The sequence below is a fragment of the Streptomyces millisiae genome (genome assembly GCF_031845425.1).
Taxonomy (GTDB): domain Bacteria; phylum Actinomycetota; class Actinomycetes; order Streptomycetales; family Streptomycetaceae; genus Streptomyces; species Streptomyces millisiae.
The window spans coordinates 95,027-116,583 of record NZ_JAVREM010000010.1; the positions used below are offsets into that span (position 1 = coordinate 95,027).

The following is a 21,557-nucleotide window of genomic DNA, read 5'->3' on the forward strand; positions in this document are numbered from 1 at the left end:
ATCTCGTCAGCGGGAGTTGGCTCGCGTGGACGGTTCCGCGAGCTGGTCGGCAAGGGAGGCGGCCACGGCGGGAGGTGGCGGTGGGCGGAGCAGCACCGCCCCGACGCTGCTGAGGGCCGCCAGCACGATGGCCGCGTACAGCAGCCGGTAGTCCACGACTCCGACCAGCGCGGCGCCGGCGGCGATGGAGAGCGTCTGGGAGCCGTTGCCGGCCATGTTGACCACGGACTGCACCCGGCCCTGGAGCCGGGAGGGGGCGTAGAGGTGTGTGGCGGTACCCAGCGCCACGAGCACCATGGGCATGCCGACGCCGTTGAGGGCGACCCCTGCCAGGAAGAACCCGGGGTCGGGGACGCAACACAGGGCCATGGCGACGGCGACCACGGCGAAGCCCACACCGCTGATCCACGCTTCCGCGTACCGCCTGACCAGGGGGCCGGCCACCAGGCCGCCGAGCACGGACCCGGCTCCCTGGACCGAGGCGGAGACTCCGAGGAAGGCGGCCGACAGGCCGAGTCCCTCGTCGATGGCGGCGAACGACGCGCTCTCCAACAGGCCGGCGAAAAGCATGAAGCCCGTGAAGGCGGCCGTCAGCCGCAACAGCAGCGGCACGTGGCGCACGTGGTGGAACCCGGCGGCGACCTGGGTGCGGAAGGGTTCCCCGGCCTCGCCGGGTGGCGACTCGGTCACCCGGATCGAGGCCAGCAGCAGCATGGCCACCACGAACGTCAACGTGTCGACCACGGCGAGGAAGCCACCGCCCCAGGCCACGTAGATGCCGGCGCCGACGGCGGGCGACACGATGCGTACGCCCTCCCGGGTGGCGATCAGCAGGGAGCGGGCGTCGGCGGCGTCCTCGGACGGCAACATGTCCTTGAGCAGGGCGCCGCGCGCCGGGGTGGAGAAGAGGACGCCGTAGCAGAAGGCGACCAGATAGATGATCCACAGCTGGTCGGTCGAGCGGACGGCCAGCAGCGAGAGCACCGTCAGGCCCATCCCGCCGTACATCCATAGCAGCAGGGGCTTGCGGTCGACCCGGTCCACCAGGTACCCGAGCAGGGGGGCACCGAGCCCCGGCACGGTGAGGAAGAGGAAGACCAGCCCGGCGGCGGCGTCGGAGCCGGTGAGGTCCTTGGCCCAGATGCCCAGCGAGAGGTACATGGCGCTGTCCCCGAAGCTGGAGACGGTCTCACCGATCAGGAGACGCCGAAACCGTGCGTCGCGCAGCAGCCTCATGCCCTGGCACCCCGTGCGCGCCGGGCCGTCACAGGGCGGACCCCGCCAGGGGCTGCGCCGCGTCGAGGGCGCGACTGTCCGGGGCGAGCAGGTCAAGGGCCTCCTCGACGTCACTCACCGCGTGCACCAGGCGGCGCTCGTCGGCGGAGAGGAAGCCCTCCGCCACCATGTGGTCGAAGAAGGCCAGCAGCGGGGTGAAGTAGCCACTGGCGTTGAGCAGGACCACCGGCTTCTCGTGCACGCCGAGCTGGTTCCAGGTGGCCACCTCCATCAGCTCGTCCATGGTTCCCAGGCCACCCGGCAGTACCGCGAAGGAGCCGGACAGCCGGTACATGAGCGCCTTGCGCTGGTGCATGGAGCGGACGACGAAGATCTCCCCCGGGGCCTGCTGCGCACGCTCCCGCTCGTGGAGGTCCTGCGGGATGACACCGGTCACGGCGGCGCCGTTGGCGAGCGCGGCCTCGGCCGCCGCGCCCATCACCCCGACGCCACCGGCGCCGTAGACCATGCCCAGGCCACGACGGCCCAGGGCGGCGCCGAAATTCCGTGCCAGGCCCGTGTGTTCGGGCATGGCGCCCGGGCGGGCGCCACAGAAGACGGCGATGACGGACGAGTGGTGCGGCTGGGCAGGGGGCATGGCGGTCTCCTGGGAGTGCGTGGCGGAACGGGTGGGGGGTGGGTGCGGTGGGCGGTGGCGGCTCACAGCCGAAGGACGGTGTGGAGCAACACGTCGGCGCCGGCGATCAGGTCCTCGGGTGTCGTGCGTTCGGAGGGAACGTGGCTCACGCCGCCGATGCTGGGAACGAAGATCATCCCGATGGGAGCGATGTCCGCGACCACCTGGGCGTCGTGGCCCGCGCCGCTGGGCAACGTCTCGTAGCCCAGACCCAGGTCGCGGGCGGACGAGGCGATGGCGTGGCGCAGCCGCTGATCCGTGTGCACGGGGGCGGTGCGGATGGCGTCGCGCACCGTGATGTCCAACCGCTCGCGCCGCGCCAGTGCCGCCAGCGTCTCGCGGAACGCCTCCTCGGCTGCGGCCAGTCGCCGCGCCGAGCTGTCCCTGATGTCGACGCTGAGCCGCACCCGCTCGGGGATCGTGTTGGAGGAGTTCGGCGACGGCTCCAGCCTCCCGACGGTCGCCACCCGGCACAGCTCCTCCTCGCCCGCCATGCGGCGCACCGCCAGCACCACGTGGGCGGCACCGACCAGCGGATCGCGGCGGCCCGCCATGGGGGTGGTGCCGGCGTGCCCCGCGGAGCCCGAGATCTCGACCGCGAGTTGGGTACGACCGGTGACGGAGTCCACCACGCCGATCGGCTTTCCCAGCCGCTCCAGCACGGGACCCTGCTCGATGTGGAGTTCGAGGTACGCGTCCAGCGAGCCCGGGGGCCAGCCGGCCGAGGGGAGGTCGGAGAGGTCGCCGCCGGCCAGCCGCAGGGCGTCTCGGAGCGACTGTCCGTGGTAGTCCCGGGGATCGTCGGGCAGGGCGTGCAGTCGCCCGGCGAGCGCCATGGAGCCCCAGAAGGGCTGGGGGAACAGCGCGCCCTCCTCGTTGGCGAAGGACACGACGGTGACGTCGCAGCGGGTGGGTATGGCGGACTCGTGCAGGCTGTGCAGGACCTCGAGGGCGGCCAGTACGCCGTAGGCGCCGTCGAGTTCGCCGCCGTTGAGGACGGTGTCGAGGTGGGAGCCGAGGAGGAGACGTGGGGGGCGAAGATCGTGGTCGTGGTCGGGTCGCCGGATGAGCACGTTCCCGGCGGCGTCCGTCCGCGCCAGCAGACCCGCCTGCCGCGCCTCCTCGATCAGGTGGGCGCGCGCGGCGCGGTCCGCCTCACCGAAGCCGGGTCGGTTGATCCCGCCCTGGTCGTCGCGGCCGATGGCGGCGAACCTGCGGATCCGGTCAAGCAGCCGGGGCCCGTTGACCGCGACCGAGGCCGCCGCCGTGCTCCGTGGCGTTCGGGCCCTGGTGAGCGTGACCGGCGGGGTGGGGTCAGTCATCCGAGCCCTCCATGGCCGCGATCAGGCTCTTGGGTCGCATGTCCGTCCAGTGGGTCTCGACGTACTCCAGGGCCGTGGCGCGGTCGGTCGCGTCCAGGACAGCGCTCCAGCCGGCCGGTACCTCGATGGTGGCGGGCCACAGGGAGTGCTGGCCCTCGGCGTTGACGAGCACCAGGAAGGTCCCGTCGGCGTTGTCGAAGGGGTTGGACATCGAGCTTCTCCTTGGTGGTGAGGTCGGCGGACACGGACTTGGCTCCGGGCCCCGGGTGGGCGCTGGCCCCGGTCAGGCGGCGAATTCCCGGATGACCTGGTCGAGTTGGGCGACGACGCGCTCTGCGGTGGTCGGCTCGAAGAGCTCCGCGCAGTAGCTGAGGTCGCATCGGAGGCCACCGGTGGGGCCTCCCGACTCGAAGGCGAACTGCAGGTCGAACTTGGCGACGGCGAGATCCGTCGGCAGCGCGGCGACGGAGGCCACCCCCAGTCGCGGCAAGACCGTCTCGGCCCGGCCACAGGTCACGTCGGTCTGGAAGAGGGGGTTGAGGTTGGGCCGACGCGCCGGCGCGAGCTCCCGGACCAGCCGGTCGAAGGGGAGGTCCTGGTGGGCGTAGGCGGTCAGTCCCGTCTCCCGGCACCGGGTCACCAGTTCCCGCACACCGGGATCGCCGGAGGTGTCGACGCGCAGCACGACGGTGTTGACGAAGTGACCGATCAGGTCGTTCAGCTGGGTGTCGACGCGGCCGGCCACCGGGGTGCCGAGGGGGATGTCGGTGCCGGCGCCGAGTCGGGTGAGCAGCGCCGCCACGGCGGCCTGGACCACGGTGAGGAGCGTGGTGCCGCACTCGACGGACAGGGCTTCGAGGCGCGACAGCACGTCCTGATCCCAGTCGACGGACACCAACCGGGTGGTGAGCTGCCCCTCGGCCGGCCTGGGTCGGTCGTAGGGAAGGGGGAGTTCGGTGGGGAGGTCGTGGAGGGTGTCGCGCCAGTGGTCGAGTTGGTGGCGGGTGTGGGGGGTGGGGTGGTCGTGGGTGCCGAGGAGGGTGTGGTGCCAGTGTGCGTAGTCGGCGTAGCGGAGGGGAAGGTGCGGCCAGGTGGGGGTGGTGTGGGTGGTGCGGGCCTGGTAGGCGGTGGCGAGGTCGGCCCAGAGGATGTGGGTCGACCAGCCGTCGATGGCGAGGTGGTGGAAGACGAGGGAGAGGACGTGGTGGTTCTCGTCGTCGCCGACCCGGAAGAGACACGCCCGCAGGGGGAAGTCCTGCTCGATGTCGAATTCCCGTTGGGCGAACCGCTCCAGCTCTCGGGACAGCTCGGCTTCGGTGGTGGTGGTTGTGGTGAGGGGGTTGGTGATGGCTGCTGGTGGGAGGGTGTGGGGTCGGGGTTGGCCGTCGTGGTCGGGGATGAGGGTACGGAGGGTGTCGTGGCGGGTGACGAGGTCGTGGAGGGCTTGGTTGAGGGCGGCGGTGTCGAGGGGGCCGGTGATGCGGATGGCCAGGGGGACGTTGTAGGTGGCTCGCTGTTCTTCGAGTTGGTGGAGGAACCAGATTCCCTGCTGGACGGGCGCGAGGACGGGCGGGTGGCCGTCGGCCGCGCCGGGACGTAGCGGCGGCCGGTCGGGGGCCCGGTAGGCGGGTTCCGTATCAGGGTTGAGGAGGTGGGCGAGGGCGGCCGGGGTGGGGTTGGAGAAGACCTGGCGTGCGGTCAGGTCCCGGCCGAACTCCCTGCGGACCAGCGCGCACAGCCGCATGACCGACAGCGAGGTGCCGCCTGCGGTGAAGAGGTTCTGCTCGGGCGCGACGGGGTCGGTGTCCTCTCCCAGGACCTCGGCGAAGAGTGCGCACAGCCGCCGCTCGTCGTCCGAGACGGGTGGGCGCGTGGCCGCCGAGGCCCCAGCATTCCCCCGGGGCGCCGGCAGCGCCCGGTGATCGATCTTGCCGTTGTCGTTGAGCGGCAGGGCGGCGAGCGGCACGAACGCGGCGGGAACCGCGTAGTTCGGAAGCCGACGGGACACGTCCGCACGCAGCCGGTCCGCCGAGAAGGCCCCCTGCTCGCTGGGCACCACATAGGCGACGAGGCTTCGGTCTCCTGGTCGCCCCTCGTGGACGTGGATCGCGCACTGGCGCACGGCGGGATGGTTGGCCACGACATCGCGGACCTCGTCGGACTCGACGCGGAACCCACGGATCTTCACCTGGTGGTCGGTGCGGCCAAGGAAGTCCAGCAGCCCCTGGGGGGTCCAGCGGGCGCGGTCGCCGGTGCGGTACATGCGTTGGCCGGGTGGGGCGAAGGGGCTGGCGACGAAGCGTTCCGCGGTGAGCGCCGGTTGTCCGAGGTAGCCGCGGGCCAGCGCGTCGCCGGCGAGGTAGATCTCCCCGGCGACGCCTGGCGGGCAGGGTCGCAGCCGCTCGTCGAGCACATAGACGCGGGCACCCGCGAACACGCCCCCCAGGGGGACGCGCGCCGCACCGGTGTCGGTGCGCCGTATCCGGTGGCCGGTGATGAGGGTGGTGGCCTCGGTGGGGGCGTACCCGTTCACCACATCCGTGTGCGGGCAGTGGGCGTGGACCCGCTCGACGCTTGCCGGGGGGACCACGTCGCCGCCCGTCCAGACCTCGTCGAGCGAGGCGAGGGCGGCGGGCTCGGTGTCGGCGATGAGCTGGAAGAGCCCGGCGGTGAGCCAGGCGGCCGTGACCTGGCCCTCGCGCAAGGTGTGGATCAGGCTCGGCAACTCCAGCTCGCCGGGCGGCGCGACATGGACCCGGCCGCCGTGCAGCAGCGGCACCCAGATCTCGTAGGTCGAGGCGTCGAACGCGAGAGGCGAGTGGAGCAGCACGCAGCGGTGCGCGCCCGTGTGCCAGCGCCGCTCCTGGACGAGGTCGGCGACGTTGCGGTGGGTGGTCGCCACCCCCTTGGGCACGCCGGTGGAACCGGACGTGTGGATGACGTACGCCAACTGGTCCGGGTGCGGCTCCGGGAGGTCACGGAGCAGTGTGCCGGGGAACGGGAGCAGGTCGCGGGCCACCTTCAGCCGTGGCAGGGGCAGCGCCTGGGCGAGACGGTCGGTGGCGGCATCGCAGAGCACCAGTCGAGCACCGGCGCTCCGGACGATGGTCCGCTGCCGTTGTGTGGGGTCGGCGGTGCGGAGCGGGAGGTAGGCGGCGCCGGCTTTGAGGGTGCCGAGGAGGGTGGCGACGGTGGCGGGTGACCGTTCCATGAGGATGGCGACGCGGTCCTCGGTGGTCACGCCGTGATCGAGGAGGGTGTCGGCGATCTGGTCGCTCCAGGCGTCCAGTTCGGCGTAGGTCCAGCTGTGCTGGTCGTCGGAGAGTGCGGTCGCCCTGGGGGTGCGGGCCGCCTGCGCGCGGAAGAGGGCCGGGATCGAGGTGTCCGGGGCGGGTGTCTCGGGGCCCTGCCAGGCGCTGAGGACCTGGTGTCGTTCCTCGTCGCTGAGCAGGTCGAGGTCGGTGATGGGCCGCCGAGGGTCGGCGACCACCGCCGACAGCAGCCGGAGCAGCCGCGCCGCCATCACCTCGACGGTGCCCACGTTGAACAGGCCCGTCCGGAACTCGACGCTCACCGTCACCCCCGCCGGGTCTCCTGACCGGTTCCGGTGCTCGACGAAGGAGATCATCAGATCGAAGTGGGCGGTGTGCGCCTGGGCCGGTATGTGCTCGGTGCGCAGGCCGGGCAGCAGGTGGTCGGCCGGGCCGTCCTCCGTGAAGTTGACCATCACCTGGAACAGCGGATGCCGGCCCGGCACGCGTTCGGGGTTGATGGCCTCCACCAGCCGGTGGAAGGGGAGGTCCTGGTGGGCGTAGGCGTCCAGCGCCGTCTCCCGCACCCGGCCGAGGAGTTCGGCGAAGGACGGGTCCCCCGAGGTGTCGGCCCGCAGGACCACGGTGTTGACGAAGTAGCCGATGAGGCCCTGGAGCCGCTCGTCGACGCGGCCGGTGACGGGAGTGCCAAGGGGGATGTCGGTACCCGCGCCGAGTCGGGTGAGCAGCGCCGCCACCGCCGCCTGGAGCGCCATGAAGAGCGTCGCGTCGTGGTCGCGCGCCAACGCGGCCAGCCGCCGATGCGACTCCCCGTCCAACCGCAGGGCGTACGAGGCCCCCGCGTCACCGGTGCTCTCGGAGTGCGGTCGGTCGTAGGGGAGGGGGAGTTCGGTGGGGAGGTCGCGGAGGGTGTCGCACCAGTGGTCGAGTTGGTGGCGGGTGTGGGGGGTGGGGTGGTCGTGGGTGCCGAGGAGGGTGTGGTGCCAGTGTGCGTAGTCGGCGTAGCGGAGGGGGAGGGGCGGCCAGGTGGGGGTGGTGTGGGTGGTGCGGGCCCGGTATGCGGTGGCGAGATCGGCCCACAGGGTGTCGACGGACCCGTCGTCGATGGCGAGGTGGTGGAAGACGACGGACAGCACGTGGTGGTTCTCGTCCCCGTCGATCCTGAGGAGTCGGGCGCGCAGGGGGACCTCGACGCCGACGTCGAACCTGTGGCGTTGCTCGGTGGCCAGCAGTGCCGCCAGCTCTGCTTCGGTGGTGGTGGTTGTGGTGAGGGGGTTGGTGATGGCTGCTGGTGGGAGGGTGTGGGGTCGGGGTTGGCCGTCGTGGTCGGGGATGAGGGTGCGGAGGGTGTCGTGGCGGGTGATGAGGTCGTGGAGGGCTTGGTTGAGGGCGGCGGTGTCGAGGGGGCCGGTGATGCGGATGGCCAGGGGGACGTTGTAGGTGGCTCGCTGTTCTTCGAGTTGGTGGAGGAACCAGATTCCCTGCTGGACGGGCGCGAGGACGGGCGGGTGGCCGTCGGCCGCGCCGGGACGTAGCGGCGGCCGGTCGGGGGTGTCGTCGGCAGGGTCGGGGTCGGCGTTGAGGAGGTGGGCGAGGGCGGCCGGGGTGGGGTTGGAGAAGACCTGACGAGCGGACAGGTCCCGGCCGAACTCCCTCCGGACCAGCGCGCACAACCGGATCAACAGAAGTGAGGTGCCGCCGGCGGCGAAGAAGTTCTGCTCGGGCGCGACGGCGTCGACCTCCAGGACCCGCGCGAAGAGTGCGCACAGCCGCCGCTCGTCGTCCGAGACGGGTGGGCGCGTGGCCGCCGAGGCCCCGGCGTTCCCCCGGGGCGCCGGGAGCACCCGGCGGGAGTACTCGAGATCGCCCTGGGGGGTCCAGCGTGCGCGGTCGCCGGTGCGGTACATCCGTTGGCCGGGTGGGGAGAAGGGGCTGGCGACGAAGCGTTCCGCGGTGAGCGCCGGCTGTCCGAGGTAGCCGCGGGCCAGCGCGTCGCCGGCGAGGTAGATCTCCCCGGCGACGCCCGGCGGGCAGGGGCGCAGCCGCTCGTCGAGCACATAGACCCGGGCACCCGCGAACACCTCGTCCGTGCCGACGCGGTCGACGTCGATCCGGGAGCCGGACAGCAGCGGCACCCACAGTTCGTGGGTGGAGGCGTCGTAGCAGAGCGGCGTGCGCCGGCGCCCGGTCGCACCCGCGGACCGCTCCGTGACGAGGCCGGCGATGGCGCGGTGGGTGACCGCCACGTCTCCGGTTCCGCCGGAGGACCCGGGTGGGGGGAGCACGCAGGCCACCTGATCCGGGTGGATGGCGGGCCAGCGGAACGCGGCGGTGAAGGCCAGGGCCTCGGCCGGTGGTTGAGCCGCCACCACAAGTCTGGTCAGGGGCAGCTCCTGGGCGAGACGGTCGGTGGCGGCATCGCAGAGCACCAGTCGGGCACCGGCGCGCCGGACGATGGTCCGCTGCCGTTGTGTGGGGTCGGCGGTGCGGAGCGGGAGGTAGGCGGCGCCGGCTTTGAGGGTGCCGAGGAGGGTGGCGACGGTGGCGGGTGACCGTTCCATGAGGATGGCGACGCGGTCCTCGGTGGTCACGCCGTGATCGAGGAGGGTGTCGGCGATCTGGTCGCTCCAGGCGTCCAGTTCGGCGTAGGTCCAGCTGTGCTGGTCGTCGGAGAGTGCGGTCGCCCTGGGGGTGCGGGCCGCCTGCGCGCGGAAGAGGGCCGGGATCGAGGTGTCCGGTGCGGGTGTCTCGGGGCCCTGCCAGGCGTTGAGGACCTGGTGTCGTTCCTCGTCGCTGAGCAGGTCGAGGTCGGTGATGGGCCGTCGTGGGTCGGCGACCACCGCCGACAGCAGCCGGAGCAGCCGCGCCGCCATCGCCTCGACGGTGCCCACGTCGAACAGGTCGACCTTGTAGGCGAGTTCGACGTCGATCCCGCCGACCTCACCGTCCGGCTCCCGGTGCTCGACGAAGGAGACCATCAGATCGAAGTGGACGGTGCCCGTGCTTGTCGGGACCTGTTCGACCGTCAGTCCGGGCAGGCTGCCGACGTTCGCGGTGCCGCCCGTGAGGCCGACCGTCACCTGGGCGAGCGGGTGCCGGCCGGGCACCCGCTCGGGGTTGACGGCCTCCACCAACCGCTCGAAGGGGACATCCTGGTGGGCGTAGGCGCCGAGCGCCGCCTCCCGCACCCGGCCGAGGAGTTCGGCGAAGGACGGGTCCCCCGAGGTGTCGACCCGCAGCACCAGGGTGTTGACGAAGAAGCCCACCAACTCCTGGAGTTCGGCCTCCGTGCGGCCGGTGGTCGGGAAGGCGAGCACGATGTCGGTGCCCGCGCCGAGTTGGGTGAGCAGCGCCGCCACCGCCGCCTGGAGCGCCATGAAGAGCGTTGCGTCGTGGTCGCGCGCCAACGCGGCCAGCCGCCGATGCGACTCCGCGTCCAGCCGGACGGTGTGCGAGGCCCCTTCGTTGCCGGTGTGCTCCGTGCGTGGCCGGTCGACGGGCAGCGGCAGCTCCTCTGGTACGCCGGCCAGCCGCTGTGTCCAGTACGCGAGCTGCCGGGCCTGGAGGCTGGTCGGGTCGTGCTCGTCGCCGAGCTGCTCGCGCTGCCAGAGCGCGTAGTCGGCGTACTGCAGGGGCAACGGGGCCAGGTTCGGGGGCCGCCCGGCGCTTCGGGCGGTGAAGGCCGCCCACAGGTCGTGGTGCAGCGTCCAGCCGGAGTGCCAGTCGGTGGCGATGTGGTGCAGCAGCAGGTGGAGGACGTGCTCCCTGGGGCCGAGGACGATCAGGGTGGCGCGCAGTGGTGGCTCGGCGGTCAGGTCGAAGGGCCGCTTGGCCGCCGCGAGTTCGCGCGACAGCCTCTCGTCGCCGGGGGCCGGGGAACGGCGGATCGTGAGCCGGGGGCGGCCCTCGTCCGGGGTGAGGATCCGCTGCCGAGGAACACCGTCGCGATCGGGATAGACGGTGCGCAGCACCTCGTGTCGTTCCACCAGGTCGCCCAGGGCCGCCTCCAGCGCCGCGCGATCGAGCCGACCGGTCAACCGAACGGCGAAGACCTGGTGGTAGCTGAGGTCGTTCTCGAAGCGGTTGAGGAACCACAGCCGTTGCTGGGCGTGGGAGAGCGGCAGCTCACGCGGGCGCCGCCGGGGACCGAGCTCGGGTCCCGTGGCGCCGCCTGGCCGCGTCGCCCGGCCGCCGAGGCGGTGGCGCAGCAGCCGCTGTTGGGCGGGCGAGAGGCTGGTCAGGTTGCTGAACAGATCGGCGCTCACGGTTGTGCTCCTCGCGTCTCGGGCTCGGTGTCCGTGTCAGCCGGGCCGAGCAGGAGGGCGGCGACCTCGGCACCATGTGCCGTGCGGAGCTCCGTGCCCAACTCGACGGCCATCCGGCGGAGGGAGGCCGCGCGGAGCAGGGTGTCGAGCGACACCTGGACGCGCAGCTCCCGCCGCAGCCGGAACACCAGTCTCGTGGCGAGCAGTGAGTTGCCGCCGAGGCCGAAGAAGGTGTCGGAGCGACCGACGTCGGTCACGCCCAGCACGTCCTTCCAGAGCGCGGCCAGCAGTTCCTCGAGCGGGGTGCCGGGCGGCTGGTGGCTCTCCGGGGCCAGGGCGCCGGTGCGCCGTGGATACGGCAACGCGCCACGGTCCACCTTGCCGTTCGCGTTGAGCGGCAGCCGGTCGATCGGCACCAGCACGCTGGGCACCAGGTAGGAGGGGAGCCGCTCGGCGAGCCACCCCCGTAGCTCGGGACCGGTCTCCTGGCGCCCGCCGTCGTCCGCCTCCGTGGTGACGTAGTAGCCGACGAGCCGGCGGGACTGTTCGCCGTCCACCACCGAGGCCACTGCCTGCCGAACCGCCGGATGCGCCGCCATGGCGGCCTCCACCTCGCCGAGTTCGATGCGGTAGCCGTCCACCTTGACCTGGTCGTCGTCCCGGCCCAGGAACTCCAGCTGGCCGTCCGGCAGCCAGCGACCGAGGTCGCCGGTGCGGTACATCCGTGCCCCCGGGCTGTCGGCGAAGGGGTCGGGCACGAACCGTGCGGCGGTGGTGCCGGGCATCCGCGCGTAGCCACGGACCACGCAGTCGCCGCCGATGTACAGGTCCCCGGTGACGCCCACCGGCACCGGGACCAGCGCCTGGTCGAGCACGTACATCGTGGTGTTGGGGATGGCGCGCCCGATGGGCACGAGCCCGCCGGAAGTCGCCGGTGGGCTCAGGCGGTCGGGGGTGTAGGTGGTGTTGCCGACGGACGCCTCGGTCGGGCCGTACTCGTTGAGGAGCGTCGAGGTCGTGTCGACCTCCCGCCAGTCGGCCAGGACGTGTGAGGGGAAGGCGTCGGCGCCGACCACCAGGGTGGCGGCCAGCCCGCTGAGCCGCTCGGGTGGCAACACCTCGCGCAGGAGTTCCAGATGGCCAGGCGTCATCTTGATGAAGCTGAACGGCGCCCACTCGGCCAGCTGCTCGGCCAGTGCCACCGGATCGAGGTCGTCGTGCAGCACGCAGAGCCGCTCGCCCCGAATCAGCGGCGTGTAGATGTTGGGGACCACCATGTCGAAGGCGATCGAGGAGAACAGCGGCGCGCCACCCGTTCCCCTGGAGGCGTACTCCTCCTCGCACCACCCCAGATAGTTCGCGACGCCGGAGTGCGGCACCAGCACGCCCTTGGGCCGGCCGGTGGAGCCCGAGGTGTAGATGACGTACATCAGGTTGTCCGGGGTGCTCGTCCTGCCCGCGTCGTGAGTGGGCCGCCCGACCAACTCCGCCGCCAGCGCGTCGGTGTCCACCGTCTCCCAGGGGCCGTCCGGGACCCCGTCGCGGGTGGTGTCCCGGGTCAGTACCAGGGACACGTCGGCGTCCTGGAGCACGTAGGCCAGCCGGTCCGACGGGTGGGTCGGGTCCAGCGGGAGGTAGGCCGCGCCGGACTTGAGCACGCCGAGCAGCAGCACCAGCAGCCGGGCGTCCCGGTGGCTGCGCACGGCCACCACGGTCTCCGGGCCCGCGCCGCGCTCGCGCAGCCAGTGGGCCAGCTGGTTGGCCTGATCGTTGAGCTCGGCATAGCTGAGCTCGGTGGTGCCGTCCGTGACGGCCGTCGCGAACGGGGTGCGCCGCACCTGCTCCTCGAAGAGCTCGTGCACGCAGCGATCGGTGCGGTACTCCCGATCTGGCCCGTTCCACTCGGTGAGCACGCGCTCCGACTCGGCGCCACGGAGCGGCGAGAACGCCTCGTGACGTGCCTCGGCGTCGGTCATCGCCTCCATTACGGCCACGTAGAGCCCCTGGATGTGCCTGGCCTGGGCGTCGGAGACCTTGGCGGTGTAGTAGTCCATCCGCAGCAGCGTCCGCGTCGTGACCGGGTCACGGAGCAGGCCCGTGGAGAGGGCGTAGTTGGTGGGCTCGGCGCGGTAGTCGGCGTGTGATGCCACCCCGCCGCTGAGGAAGGAGACCCCGGTGCGCAGTGCTTGACCCAGGACGTGGAAGTGCAGGTAGACGAAGGTGGTGTCGAACAGCTCCTGCCCACCCGCGTCCCACTGTATGTGCGCGAGCGGATACCGACGGTACGGAAGGATCTCCTGTTCCGCGGCGTAGACCCGCTGTATCAGGTCCGCCCAACTACCGCCGGACAGATCGACGCGAATCGGCGGCATGTTGAGAAACATCCCGAGCACCTGGGTGCTGTCGATGTCCTCAGGCCGGCCGTTCGAGGTCAGCCCGCTGATCACGTCCCTCTGCCCGGTGGCCAGGCCGACGACCTTGAGGTGGGCCGCCAGCAGCACGGACTTGACGGGTACCCCGAGTCGGGCGGCGAGACGGTGCAGCCCGTCGATGACACGGTCCGGGAGCAGCAGTTCCAGTGCTCGGTGGGTGGCCTCGGCGGTGGAGGTGAACCTCCACTTCCGCATGTCGTCGATCACCTCGCCCTGCTTGGCGGTGTCATGACGCTCGGCGGGGGTCAGTTCGGTGATCGGCCAGCGGGGCAGGGCGACCGGTCGAGCGCCCGCCAGGTACCTGCTCCAGAACTTCTGGGAGTCCGGCGAGGCGATGTCGGCGCGTTCGGCCGCGACAAACTGGCTGTAGGCGGACCGAGGTGGCGAGGTGTGGGGGGCGGCCGGATCCCGGAGCAGTTCCAGGTAGCGCTCGAACAACTCGGCGTGGAAACTCATCATGCTCCACCCGTCGAAGATCGCGTGGTGTTCGGTGAGTGTCCACTGGAAGGTGTCGTCGGTGCGGCGTTGGATGACACCACGAAGCAGCGGGCCTCGGGACAGGTCGAGCGGGGTCCGTCGTTCGCGGTGAAACACCTCCCGGACGGTGGATTCCCGAACCTCCTCGGGCAGCCCCCTGAGGTCCTCCACCACCAGGGGTATCGAGGCGCTCGCGCGGACGAGTTGCAGGGGTTCCGAGTAGCTGGCGAAGTCGAAGGAGGTGCGCAGCATCGGGTGCCGGTCCACGACGTCCTGGACCGCCCGGGCGAACCGCTCGGCGTCGTAGGTCGCCTTCAGGTGCCAGCTGTTGACGTTGTGGAACGGCAGGTTCTCAGGGTCGCGCTCCATGTGGTAGACCATTCCGGCCTGGAGCGTGGAGACCGGGTAGGCGTCGATCACGTCGGCGGGCAGCGATTGCCGGTCCGCCTCGCCGATCAGGGCGAACGGCTGCCGCTCCGCGGGAGCGGAATCCGGGTCGACCCGCTGCGCGCGGGCGGCGATCTCGCCGGCCACCGGCGTGCGGAACAGGTCCTGGAGGGTGATCCGCCAGCCGCGTTCCAGCGCCTGTCCGATGACCTGGAGGCTGCGGATGGAGTCGCCCCCGAGGTCGAAGAAGTTGTCGAGCACACCGACCCGGTCGAGGCCGAGCACCTCCGCCAGGACCTCGCAGATCGACTTCTCCGCCGGGGTGCTGGGCGCGACGTACCCATGGGACAGTTCGGGCCGGGTGCCGTCGGGGGCGGGGAGGGCGGCTCGGTCGATCTTGCCGTTGGCGGTGATCGGGAACGCGTCCAATACCACGAACGTGCGCGGAACCAGGTACTCGGGCAACCGGCCCGCGAGATAGGCGCGCAGTTCGTCACTGGTCACGCGTTGGCCGGCCGTCACATAGCCGACCAGCCGCCCGCTGGGCGCGCCGTCGTCCCACCTGGCCAGTACCGCCGCGTTGCGGATGGCCGGGTGCTCGGCCAGCACCACCTCGATCTCGCCGGTCTCGATCCGGAAGCCGCGGACCTTGACCTGGTCGTCGGCACGCCCCAGGTACTCCAGGGAGCCGTCCCGGCGGTAGCGGGCCAGGTCGCCGCTGCGGTACATCCGTTCGCCCGGCTCGCCGAAGGGGCAGGCCACGAAGCGGGTGGCGGTGAGTCCCGGCCGGCGCAGGTAACCCGTCGCCACGCCGCCGCCCGCGACGTGGATCTCGCCCACCACGCCCGGTGGGGCGATGTTGCCCCACCGGTCGAGGACATAGATGGCCAGGTCGGGAAGTGGCACCCCGATCGGGCTGGCACCGCCGACGGCGTCGGCCTCGGTGAGCGGGTGGAAGGTGGAGTGCACGGTGGTCTCGGTGATGCCGTACATGTTGACCAGTCGCGGTGCGGCGTCGCCGTGCCGGGCGAACCAGCGGCCCACGCTGGCCATGTCGAGCGCCTCGCCGCCGAAGATCACCAACCGCAGGTCGAGTTCGACGGAGGAATCGGCCTCGGCGGCCTCCAGGGCGCGGAAGGCCGAAGGCGTCTGGCTGAGCACCGTGACGCGCTCGCGGGCCAAGAGCTCCAACAGGTCGTGCGGCGAGCGACTGACGAGGTCGTCGACGATGACCAGGCGGCCCCCGTGCAGTAGCGCGCCCCACATTTCCCAGACGGAGAAGTCGAAGGCGTACGAATGGAAGAGCGGCCAGACGTCGGAGGAGTCGAAGGCGTTCCACTCCTCGACGGCGGTGAACAGCCGACTGACGTTGCGGTGGGTGACCGCGACGCCCTTGGGCTTGCCGGTGGAGCCCGAGGTGTAGATGACGTAGGCCAGGCTGTCCGGCGAGCCGGCGTCGGGCCCCGGCCAGCGCTGCGCGGGTTGGTCGGAAGCGTCGAGGTCGATGACGTGCCAGCCCTCGCCGGGCAGTCGGTCGAGCACGGCGCTTCGGGAGATCACCACGGAGAGTTCCGCATCGGCGCGGAGGAAGTCCAGCCGCTTGGCCGGGTACTCCGGGTCCAGTGGAACGTAGGCCGCTCCGGCCTTGAGCACTGCCAGCACGCTGACCACCAGGTCGGCGCCGCGGGGCAGCGCCAGGCCCACCAACTCCCCCGGTCGCACCCCCGCGTTCCACAGTCGACCCGACAGGTCCGTGGCGCGCGCGTCGAGGTCGGCATAGGTCAGCCGCAGTTCGCCGTCGGACACCGCGATGGCGTCGGGGGTTCGTTCGGCCCACCGGGCCACGCGCTGGTGCAGACACGAGTCGTCGTCCCGACCGGGGCGGCGGCGGAGAACGGGCGCGCGGGTGGCGGGCTCGACCAGGGCAACCCGCCCGATCCGGGTGTCCGGGGCGTCGAGGAAGGCGTCGAGCAACACCAGGTAGGAGGCCGCCATCGACTCGACCTCGGCGCGGGTGTAGAGGTCGGTGTTGTACTCGAGCTCGATCCTGGTGGTGGCGCCGATGATGACGTTCCAGGTCATGTCGAACTTCGCGGTGGCCCGATCGACGGGTTCGGGGGTGAGTACGGCCTCACCCAACCGGTGGCCCGCGGCAGGTTCCTCCTGCACGCCGAACACCACCTGGAACACGGGATGGTGGCTGAGCTCCCGCTGCCCACGCCGCACCGCCTCGGAGATCCGCTCGAACGGCACCTCGGCGTGCTCTTGGGCGTCGGCCACGGTGTCCCTGACCCGGTCGAGGAGCTCCCGGAACCGGGGGTCACCGGTCAGATCGGTGCGCAGCGGCAGGGTGTTGATCAACGGGCCGACCGTCTCGTCGAGGTTCAGCCCCGAGTCGGCGCCGTGCCGAATCGCCATCGGGGTGCCGAGGACGATGTCCTCCTGCGAGGTGTACCGGGCGACGAAGGCGGCGAAGGCGGAGTACAGCAGGATGAAGGGGGTGACCCGCAGCGTGGCGGACCGCTCGCCAAGCAGCTGGCTCAGCCGTTCCTCCACCTCGACCAGCAACGTCTCGCCGGCGAAGGTCTGTTCCGCGGGGCGGGGGCCGGCGTGCGGCAGCTGGGTGACCTCGGGTGCCCCGTCGAGCCGGCGCAGCCAGTGGTCGAGGCCGTCCGCCCCGGTACCCGACTCCCATCGTTCCCGCTCCCAGGCGGCGAACTCGGGGTAGCCGGGGGCGGTGGGCAGCGCGCCGTCCCGCCCGCTGATCAGTGCCTCGTAGGAGCGCGCGAGGTCGCGCAGGACGACCCCCGTCGACAGCCCGTCGCAGACGATGTGGTGCACGGTCAGCACCAGCAGATGGCTGTCCTCGGCCAGTCGTAGGAGCAGCGCACGCAGCGGCCGGCCCTGGTCCAGTTCGAACGGCCGCCGCACTTCCTCCTCGGCAAGGGCCCGGGCCTCGACCGCTCTGTCCTCGTGGGCCGCCCCGGACAGGTCCCGATGCCGGAACGGCACCACGGAGTCGGGGTGCACGACCTGAACGACGTGGCCGTCGCGGGAGGCGAACCCGGTACGCAGGGCCGGGTGGCGGCGCACCACCCGTTCCATCGCCTGCTCCAGGAGCCGGGCGTCCAGCGGGCCGGTGACGGCGAAGGCACTGCCGACGTTGTAGGTGGGCGTACCCGGTTTCCACTGCTCGAAGAACCATATGCTTCGCTGTGCGAAGGAGAGCGGCGTCGCGCCGTTCACGGGGCCGCCCGGCGCCACGGGCTGCGCCGCGGCCTCCTCCAGCAGGAACGCACGGAGTTCCTCGTCGTCAAACGTGCCTTCGTTTTCCTGGCGTTCAGACATGGTCCCGCCTTTCGATCAGCGCTTGACGCTCATTCGCCGGCAGATCCCAGGCACTCAGCGCGAGGGATGCGCGACGGTACAGCGCGTCCAGGTCGGTGGCGTGGTGGCGAATGACATCGATCAGGGAGTCGAACCCGGCGGCGCGGAAGAGCTGCGCGGCTGGCACCGCGACCCGCAGCGTCCTCCGCAGACGCGAGCTGAGCCGTACCGCGTCCAGAGAACGCCCACCCAGGCCGAAGAAGTCGCTGGAGGGGTGGATCTGTTCGGCGGGGACGGAGAGTACCTCCGCCCAGAGCCGACGCAGCAGGTCGCGCAACGGGTCAGGACAGGCGGCGGCCAGCACCTCCCGATAGCCGCTCACCACCCGCTCCGCGGTGGCCCGGTCGTAGCGGTCGGTGGCATATGTGGCCTGGACTTCGAGGGCGGATCCGTGGTCCGTGACGCTGAAGATGAGGTCAAGCTTGGCCGCGGGCGGGCTGAGCAGGCGGTAGTTCCACTCCAGACCTGCCGGCGGCGGCACCCGCGGGGGCTGACTGAGCTCGAAGAGCATGCGGTACACCGGTTCGCGGTCGAGGCCACGTCCCGCCCACAGGGTGTGGAAAGGGATGTCCTTCCAGGCCAAGGCCGCTGAAATCCGTTCTTGGCTCTGCCGCGCCTGCTCCGCGAAGGGGGTGCCTTCCGAGGCGTGGGTCCGCACCGGCAAGGTGTTGAAGAACGGCCCGATCAGCCCTTCGCACTCCGCGTGGTCCCGGGTGGTTACCGCGGTGCCGAGCACCAGGTCGTGCTGGCCGGTCAGCCGCCGCAGCAGCACCTGGAAGGCGGTGAAGAGGACCGCGAAGGGAGTGACACCGAGGCGCCGGGCCAGTGCGCGGATCGCCCCGGTCTGCGCTTCGTCGAGAACGGCCCCGACGCTGTCCCCGACGTGGTCCGGCAGAGAGGTGCGTTCCCTGGCTCCGGGGAGTGCGACGGGGCCGGGCGCCCCCTCAAGCTCCTGGCGCCAGTATGCCCGCGCCGCGGCGGTGCGCTCAGCCCCAGCCGCGCGGCGCTGCCAGGTGGCCACGTCTTGGAACTGCAGTGGCAGCGGGGTGAGTTCGCACCCCTCGTAGGCCATGGCCAGGTCGCGGAGCAGATACTCGAGCGAACCGCCGTCCAGGGTGAGGTGGTGGAAGGTCAGCAAAAGCACGTGATGGTCGGGGGCGAGGCACAGCAGATCGGCGCGGAGCAGCGGCGGCCGCGAGAGGTCGAAGGTCTCGCTGATCAGGCGGGCCATCAGCGCCTCGGCGGCCAAGCCGGTCTCGGACCCGGCCGCTCCCCCACGGGCCAGCCCGTGTACCGCCCAGGGCAGTGCCGCGTGAGGGACGACAACCGCCTCGGGGGAGCCGTCGTCTCCGGCGACGATCCCGGTGCGGAGCACCGCGTGCCGCTCGATCACGGCCTCCAGTGCGCGGCGGAGCCGGTCCGGTTCCAGAGCACCGGTGAGCTCGATGGCCCATGGCACGTGGTACGCCGCCGTATCCGGCTGCCACTGCTCGAAGAGCCATATCGCCTCCTGGGCAGGGGCGAGAGGCAGCGGGGTTTCTTCCGAGTGGGGCACCGGGGCATCCGCGGCCAGTGGGGCGAAGCCCTGGCACGGCCGGCCTGCCTCGATGGCCGCGGCGATCGCTTGGGCCGCCTCCCGTGGGGTGGGTGCGAAGCTGATCAGTTCCTTGGGCAGGTCCACCCCGTACCGTTCGCTCAGTCGGTTGGCGGCACGGATCGCCGCGAGGGAGTGCCCTCCAAGGGCGAAGAAGTTGTCGTCTCGGCCGATCTCCTCCGGGGCGATCAGCTCGATGACCTGGGACCACACCTCGGCGATGGCCTGTTCCAGGGCCCCTTCCGGTGGAACCTTGGCGGCCGGGGCGGCCTGCGCGGCGGCCGGCACGTGGGCCAGGGCCAGCGGGCGGATGCCGAGCTCGGCGACGGTGGTGGGTCCTGATGTGCCCAGCACCCGGCGCACGTCGGTCAACAGACCTTCGATGAGGGCAGGTGAGTAGCGGTCAGTCTCGTATTCAGCGCTGAGTGAGTCAACGCCGGACCGTAAGGTGAGCCAGGGGCCCAGGGTGATCTCGCGGTCGGCTCGGCGCCCGGCCTGCTGGGCGAGTTCGCCGACCGTGGTATCAGGAGTGACTCGGAAGTGGCGGTCGCCGACAACGAATTCCGCGTGGCCGGTGTAGCCGGCAAACACCGCCACGAGTCCAGCCGTCAGCGGCAGCGCCGACGCCTCGGGACAGGATATTTCGCGAACGGCTCGGAAGAACCGCGGCACAACCGGTTCCGGGAGGTCTCCAGGCAGGCTGAGGGTCGAGAAGGAGGAATCAGTGGGCATGGCGTGCCACCAGATAATCTCCCATGACCAAGTGGTCAAGCTCGGAACGCAGGAATGTCCTCAGCGCGGTGTCGGGGTCTCTAATCACGGGTTGGCCGCGGAGGTTGAAGGAAGTGTTGAGCAACACCGGAACGCCACTGAGCTCACCGAAGACGCGAATAAGTTCCCACAGACGTTCATTGTCCTCTCGGCGTACCACCTGGACCCGGGCGGTTCCGTCCACATGTGTCACGGCCGGGAGTTTCTCGCGGAATTCTTCCTTCACCTGGGCAACAAACAGCATGTGTGCGTACTGCTCTTCGGCGCCCGCCACCACGTCGAACAGGCGGTGAACATCTTCGTGTCGCACCACTGGGGCGAAGGGCCGGAAATCCTCGCGCTGTTTCACCACCGCGTTGAGATGATCCCGCATTCCAGCGTCACGTGGGTCGGCCAGAATGCTTCGATTGCCCAGTGCACGTGGCCCGAACTCCATGGCCCCCTGGAACCAGGCCACCACGCGCCCCTCGGATATGTGGCGTGCGGTCTCGTTGACGACCTCAACCGGGGAGGCTCCGCGCGCCGAGCAACCGGGTGTGCTCTCCACGGCCTTGAGGATCTGTTCGTTGCTGAACGCCGGCCCCCAGTACGGCATGCCCATACGGCTCCGGTGTGCGAGACCGTTCTGCGCACGCGCGTAGAGTGCCGCGCCCAGCGCGGTCCCGTCGTCCCCGGAGGCGGGCTGGACGAACATCCGCTCGACCAGCCCACTGCGAGCGAGCAGACCATTGGCGGCGCAGTTCAACGCCACTCCACCGGCCAGGCAGAGCTTCCGCAGCCCCGTCTCCTCCGTGAAGTGCCGCACCACGTGAAGCAGGGTTCGTTCCAACACGGCCTGCGCCGCCGCCGCGACATCCATGTGCCGCTGCTCCACCGGCGCGCCGGGCGACCGGGGAGCGCCGAAGAGCTCGGTCAGCGCCCGTAGCGCTCCGGCCTGGGTCTCGTTCTCCAGCCAGCCGCGGTTCTCGCCCAGCAGGGGAACCGTGTAGCGCCCCCGCTCCCCCAGCCGAACCAGCCGTTCCAGCTCTCGCGCGTAGCGGGTCCGGTCACCGTACGGCGCGAGCCCCATGACCTTGTACTCGTCCATCGCGAAGTCGAAGCCGAGGTAGAGCGTGACGACGCCGTAGAGCGTCCCCAGCGAGTGCAGCGCCGGCACCTGCCGCAGCACCGACAGGTCGTCGCCCGCGGCTCGGAACACGGTCATGCTCTCCGTTTCGCCCATGCCGTCGGCGACCAGTACCAGCGCCTCCTCAAAACCACTGAGGTAGTAGGAACTCGCCGCGTGGGCATGGTGGTGCGGAACCGGCACAAAGATCTCGCCCCAGTCCAGGCCGGGCCAATGGGCGTTCAGCAGCGCTATTCTGACGTCCGCCGAATACACCTCACGGAATCGCCGCCTGGTATGGTCACTGACCTCATGAACTTCCGTCGGCCGATAGTCGAAGCCGAAGGCGATCCGATCCACTTCAGACATCGTGATGCCGCCGCGTTCCAGACAGAAGGAGATGGCCTCCAGGGGAAACTCCCCGGTCGCCTTCTCTCCGGTGAAACGTTCTTCCGCCGCAGCGGCCACCACGCCCCGGTCGTCGACCAGTGCCGCCGCCGCGTCCAGCCCCTGCACTATCCGATAGTGCCGGGAGTCGAGATCGGGCATTTCACGTCGCTTGAACGCGACACTCCCATGCATTCCACTGAACCCGAGCACCCGCACGATGGAACCTCCAAGACGAGACGCCTT

8 protein-coding genes are annotated in these 21,557 nt (G+C 71.0%); all 8 read right to left on the bottom strand.

Annotation, left to right across the window (positions count from 1 at the left end):
- Positions 1-6 precede the first annotated feature (6 nt).
- Complete coding sequence (locus RNC47_RS11855) at positions 7-1,236, bottom strand: MFS transporter (RefSeq protein WP_311598059.1); 1,230 nt, start codon at positions 1,234-1,236, stop codon at positions 7-9.
- 28 nt (positions 1,237-1,264) lie between these two features.
- Positions 1,265-1,873, bottom strand: coding sequence for an LOG family protein (locus RNC47_RS11860; RefSeq protein WP_311598061.1), 609 nt, complete (start codon positions 1,871-1,873; stop codon positions 1,265-1,267).
- 62 nt (positions 1,874-1,935) lie between these two features.
- On the bottom strand, positions 1,936-3,234 hold the full coding sequence (locus tag RNC47_RS11865) for a Zn-dependent hydrolase (RefSeq protein WP_311598063.1): 1,299 nt from the start codon (positions 3,232-3,234) through the stop codon (positions 1,936-1,938).
- Positions 3,227-3,445 carry an MbtH family protein gene (locus tag RNC47_RS11870; protein WP_311598065.1) on the bottom strand — a complete coding sequence of 73 codons (219 nt, stop codon included), beginning with the start codon at positions 3,443-3,445 and terminating at the stop codon, positions 3,227-3,229. The genes RNC47_RS11865 and RNC47_RS11870 overlap by 8 nt, the downstream gene beginning before the upstream one ends.
- A 72-nt stretch (positions 3,446-3,517) precedes the next feature.
- Positions 3,518-10,771: a non-ribosomal peptide synthetase gene (locus tag RNC47_RS11875; RefSeq protein ID WP_311598066.1), complete on the bottom strand. Its 7,254-nt coding sequence runs from the start codon at positions 10,769-10,771 to the stop codon at positions 3,518-3,520.
- Positions 10,768-17,415 carry a non-ribosomal peptide synthetase gene (locus RNC47_RS11880; RefSeq protein ID WP_311598067.1) on the bottom strand — a complete coding sequence of 2,216 codons (6,648 nt, stop codon included), beginning with the start codon at positions 17,413-17,415 and terminating at the stop codon, positions 10,768-10,770. Before RNC47_RS11880 ends, RNC47_RS11875 begins: the two co-directional genes overlap by 4 nt.
- Positions 17,408-19,780: a condensation domain-containing protein gene (locus RNC47_RS11885; protein ID WP_311598069.1), complete on the bottom strand. Its 2,373-nt coding sequence runs from the start codon at positions 19,778-19,780 to the stop codon at positions 17,408-17,410. The genes RNC47_RS11880 and RNC47_RS11885 overlap by 8 nt, the downstream gene beginning before the upstream one ends.
- A complete protein-coding gene (locus tag RNC47_RS11890; RefSeq protein ID WP_311598071.1) occupies positions 19,770-21,530 on the bottom strand; it encodes a carbamoyltransferase family protein in 1,761 nt (586 codons plus the stop codon). Before RNC47_RS11890 ends, RNC47_RS11885 begins: the two co-directional genes overlap by 11 nt.
- Positions 21,531-21,557: the final 27 nt, after the last annotated feature.

Bases quoted from the DNA above. Each gene is read 5' to 3' on its own strand.
- RNC47_RS11855 (WP_311598059.1), bottom strand. From the start codon at position 1,236: ATGAGGCTGCTGCGCGACGCACGGTTTCGGCGTCTCCTGATCGGTGAG.
- RNC47_RS11860 (WP_311598061.1), bottom strand. From the start codon at position 1,873: ATGCCCCCTGCCCAGCCGCACCACTCGTCCGTCATCGCCGTCTTCTGT.
- RNC47_RS11865 (WP_311598063.1), bottom strand. From the start codon at position 3,234: ATGACTGACCCCACCCCGCCGGTCACGCTCACCAGGGCCCGAACGCCA.
- RNC47_RS11870 (WP_311598065.1), bottom strand. From the start codon at position 3,445: ATGTCCAACCCCTTCGACAACGCCGACGGGACCTTCCTGGTGCTCGTC.
- RNC47_RS11880 (WP_311598067.1), bottom strand. From the start codon at position 17,415: ATGTCTGAACGCCAGGAAAACGAAGGCACGTTTGACGACGAGGAACTC.
- RNC47_RS11885 (WP_311598069.1), bottom strand. From the start codon at position 19,780: ATGCCCACTGATTCCTCCTTCTCGACCCTCAGCCTGCCTGGAGACCTC.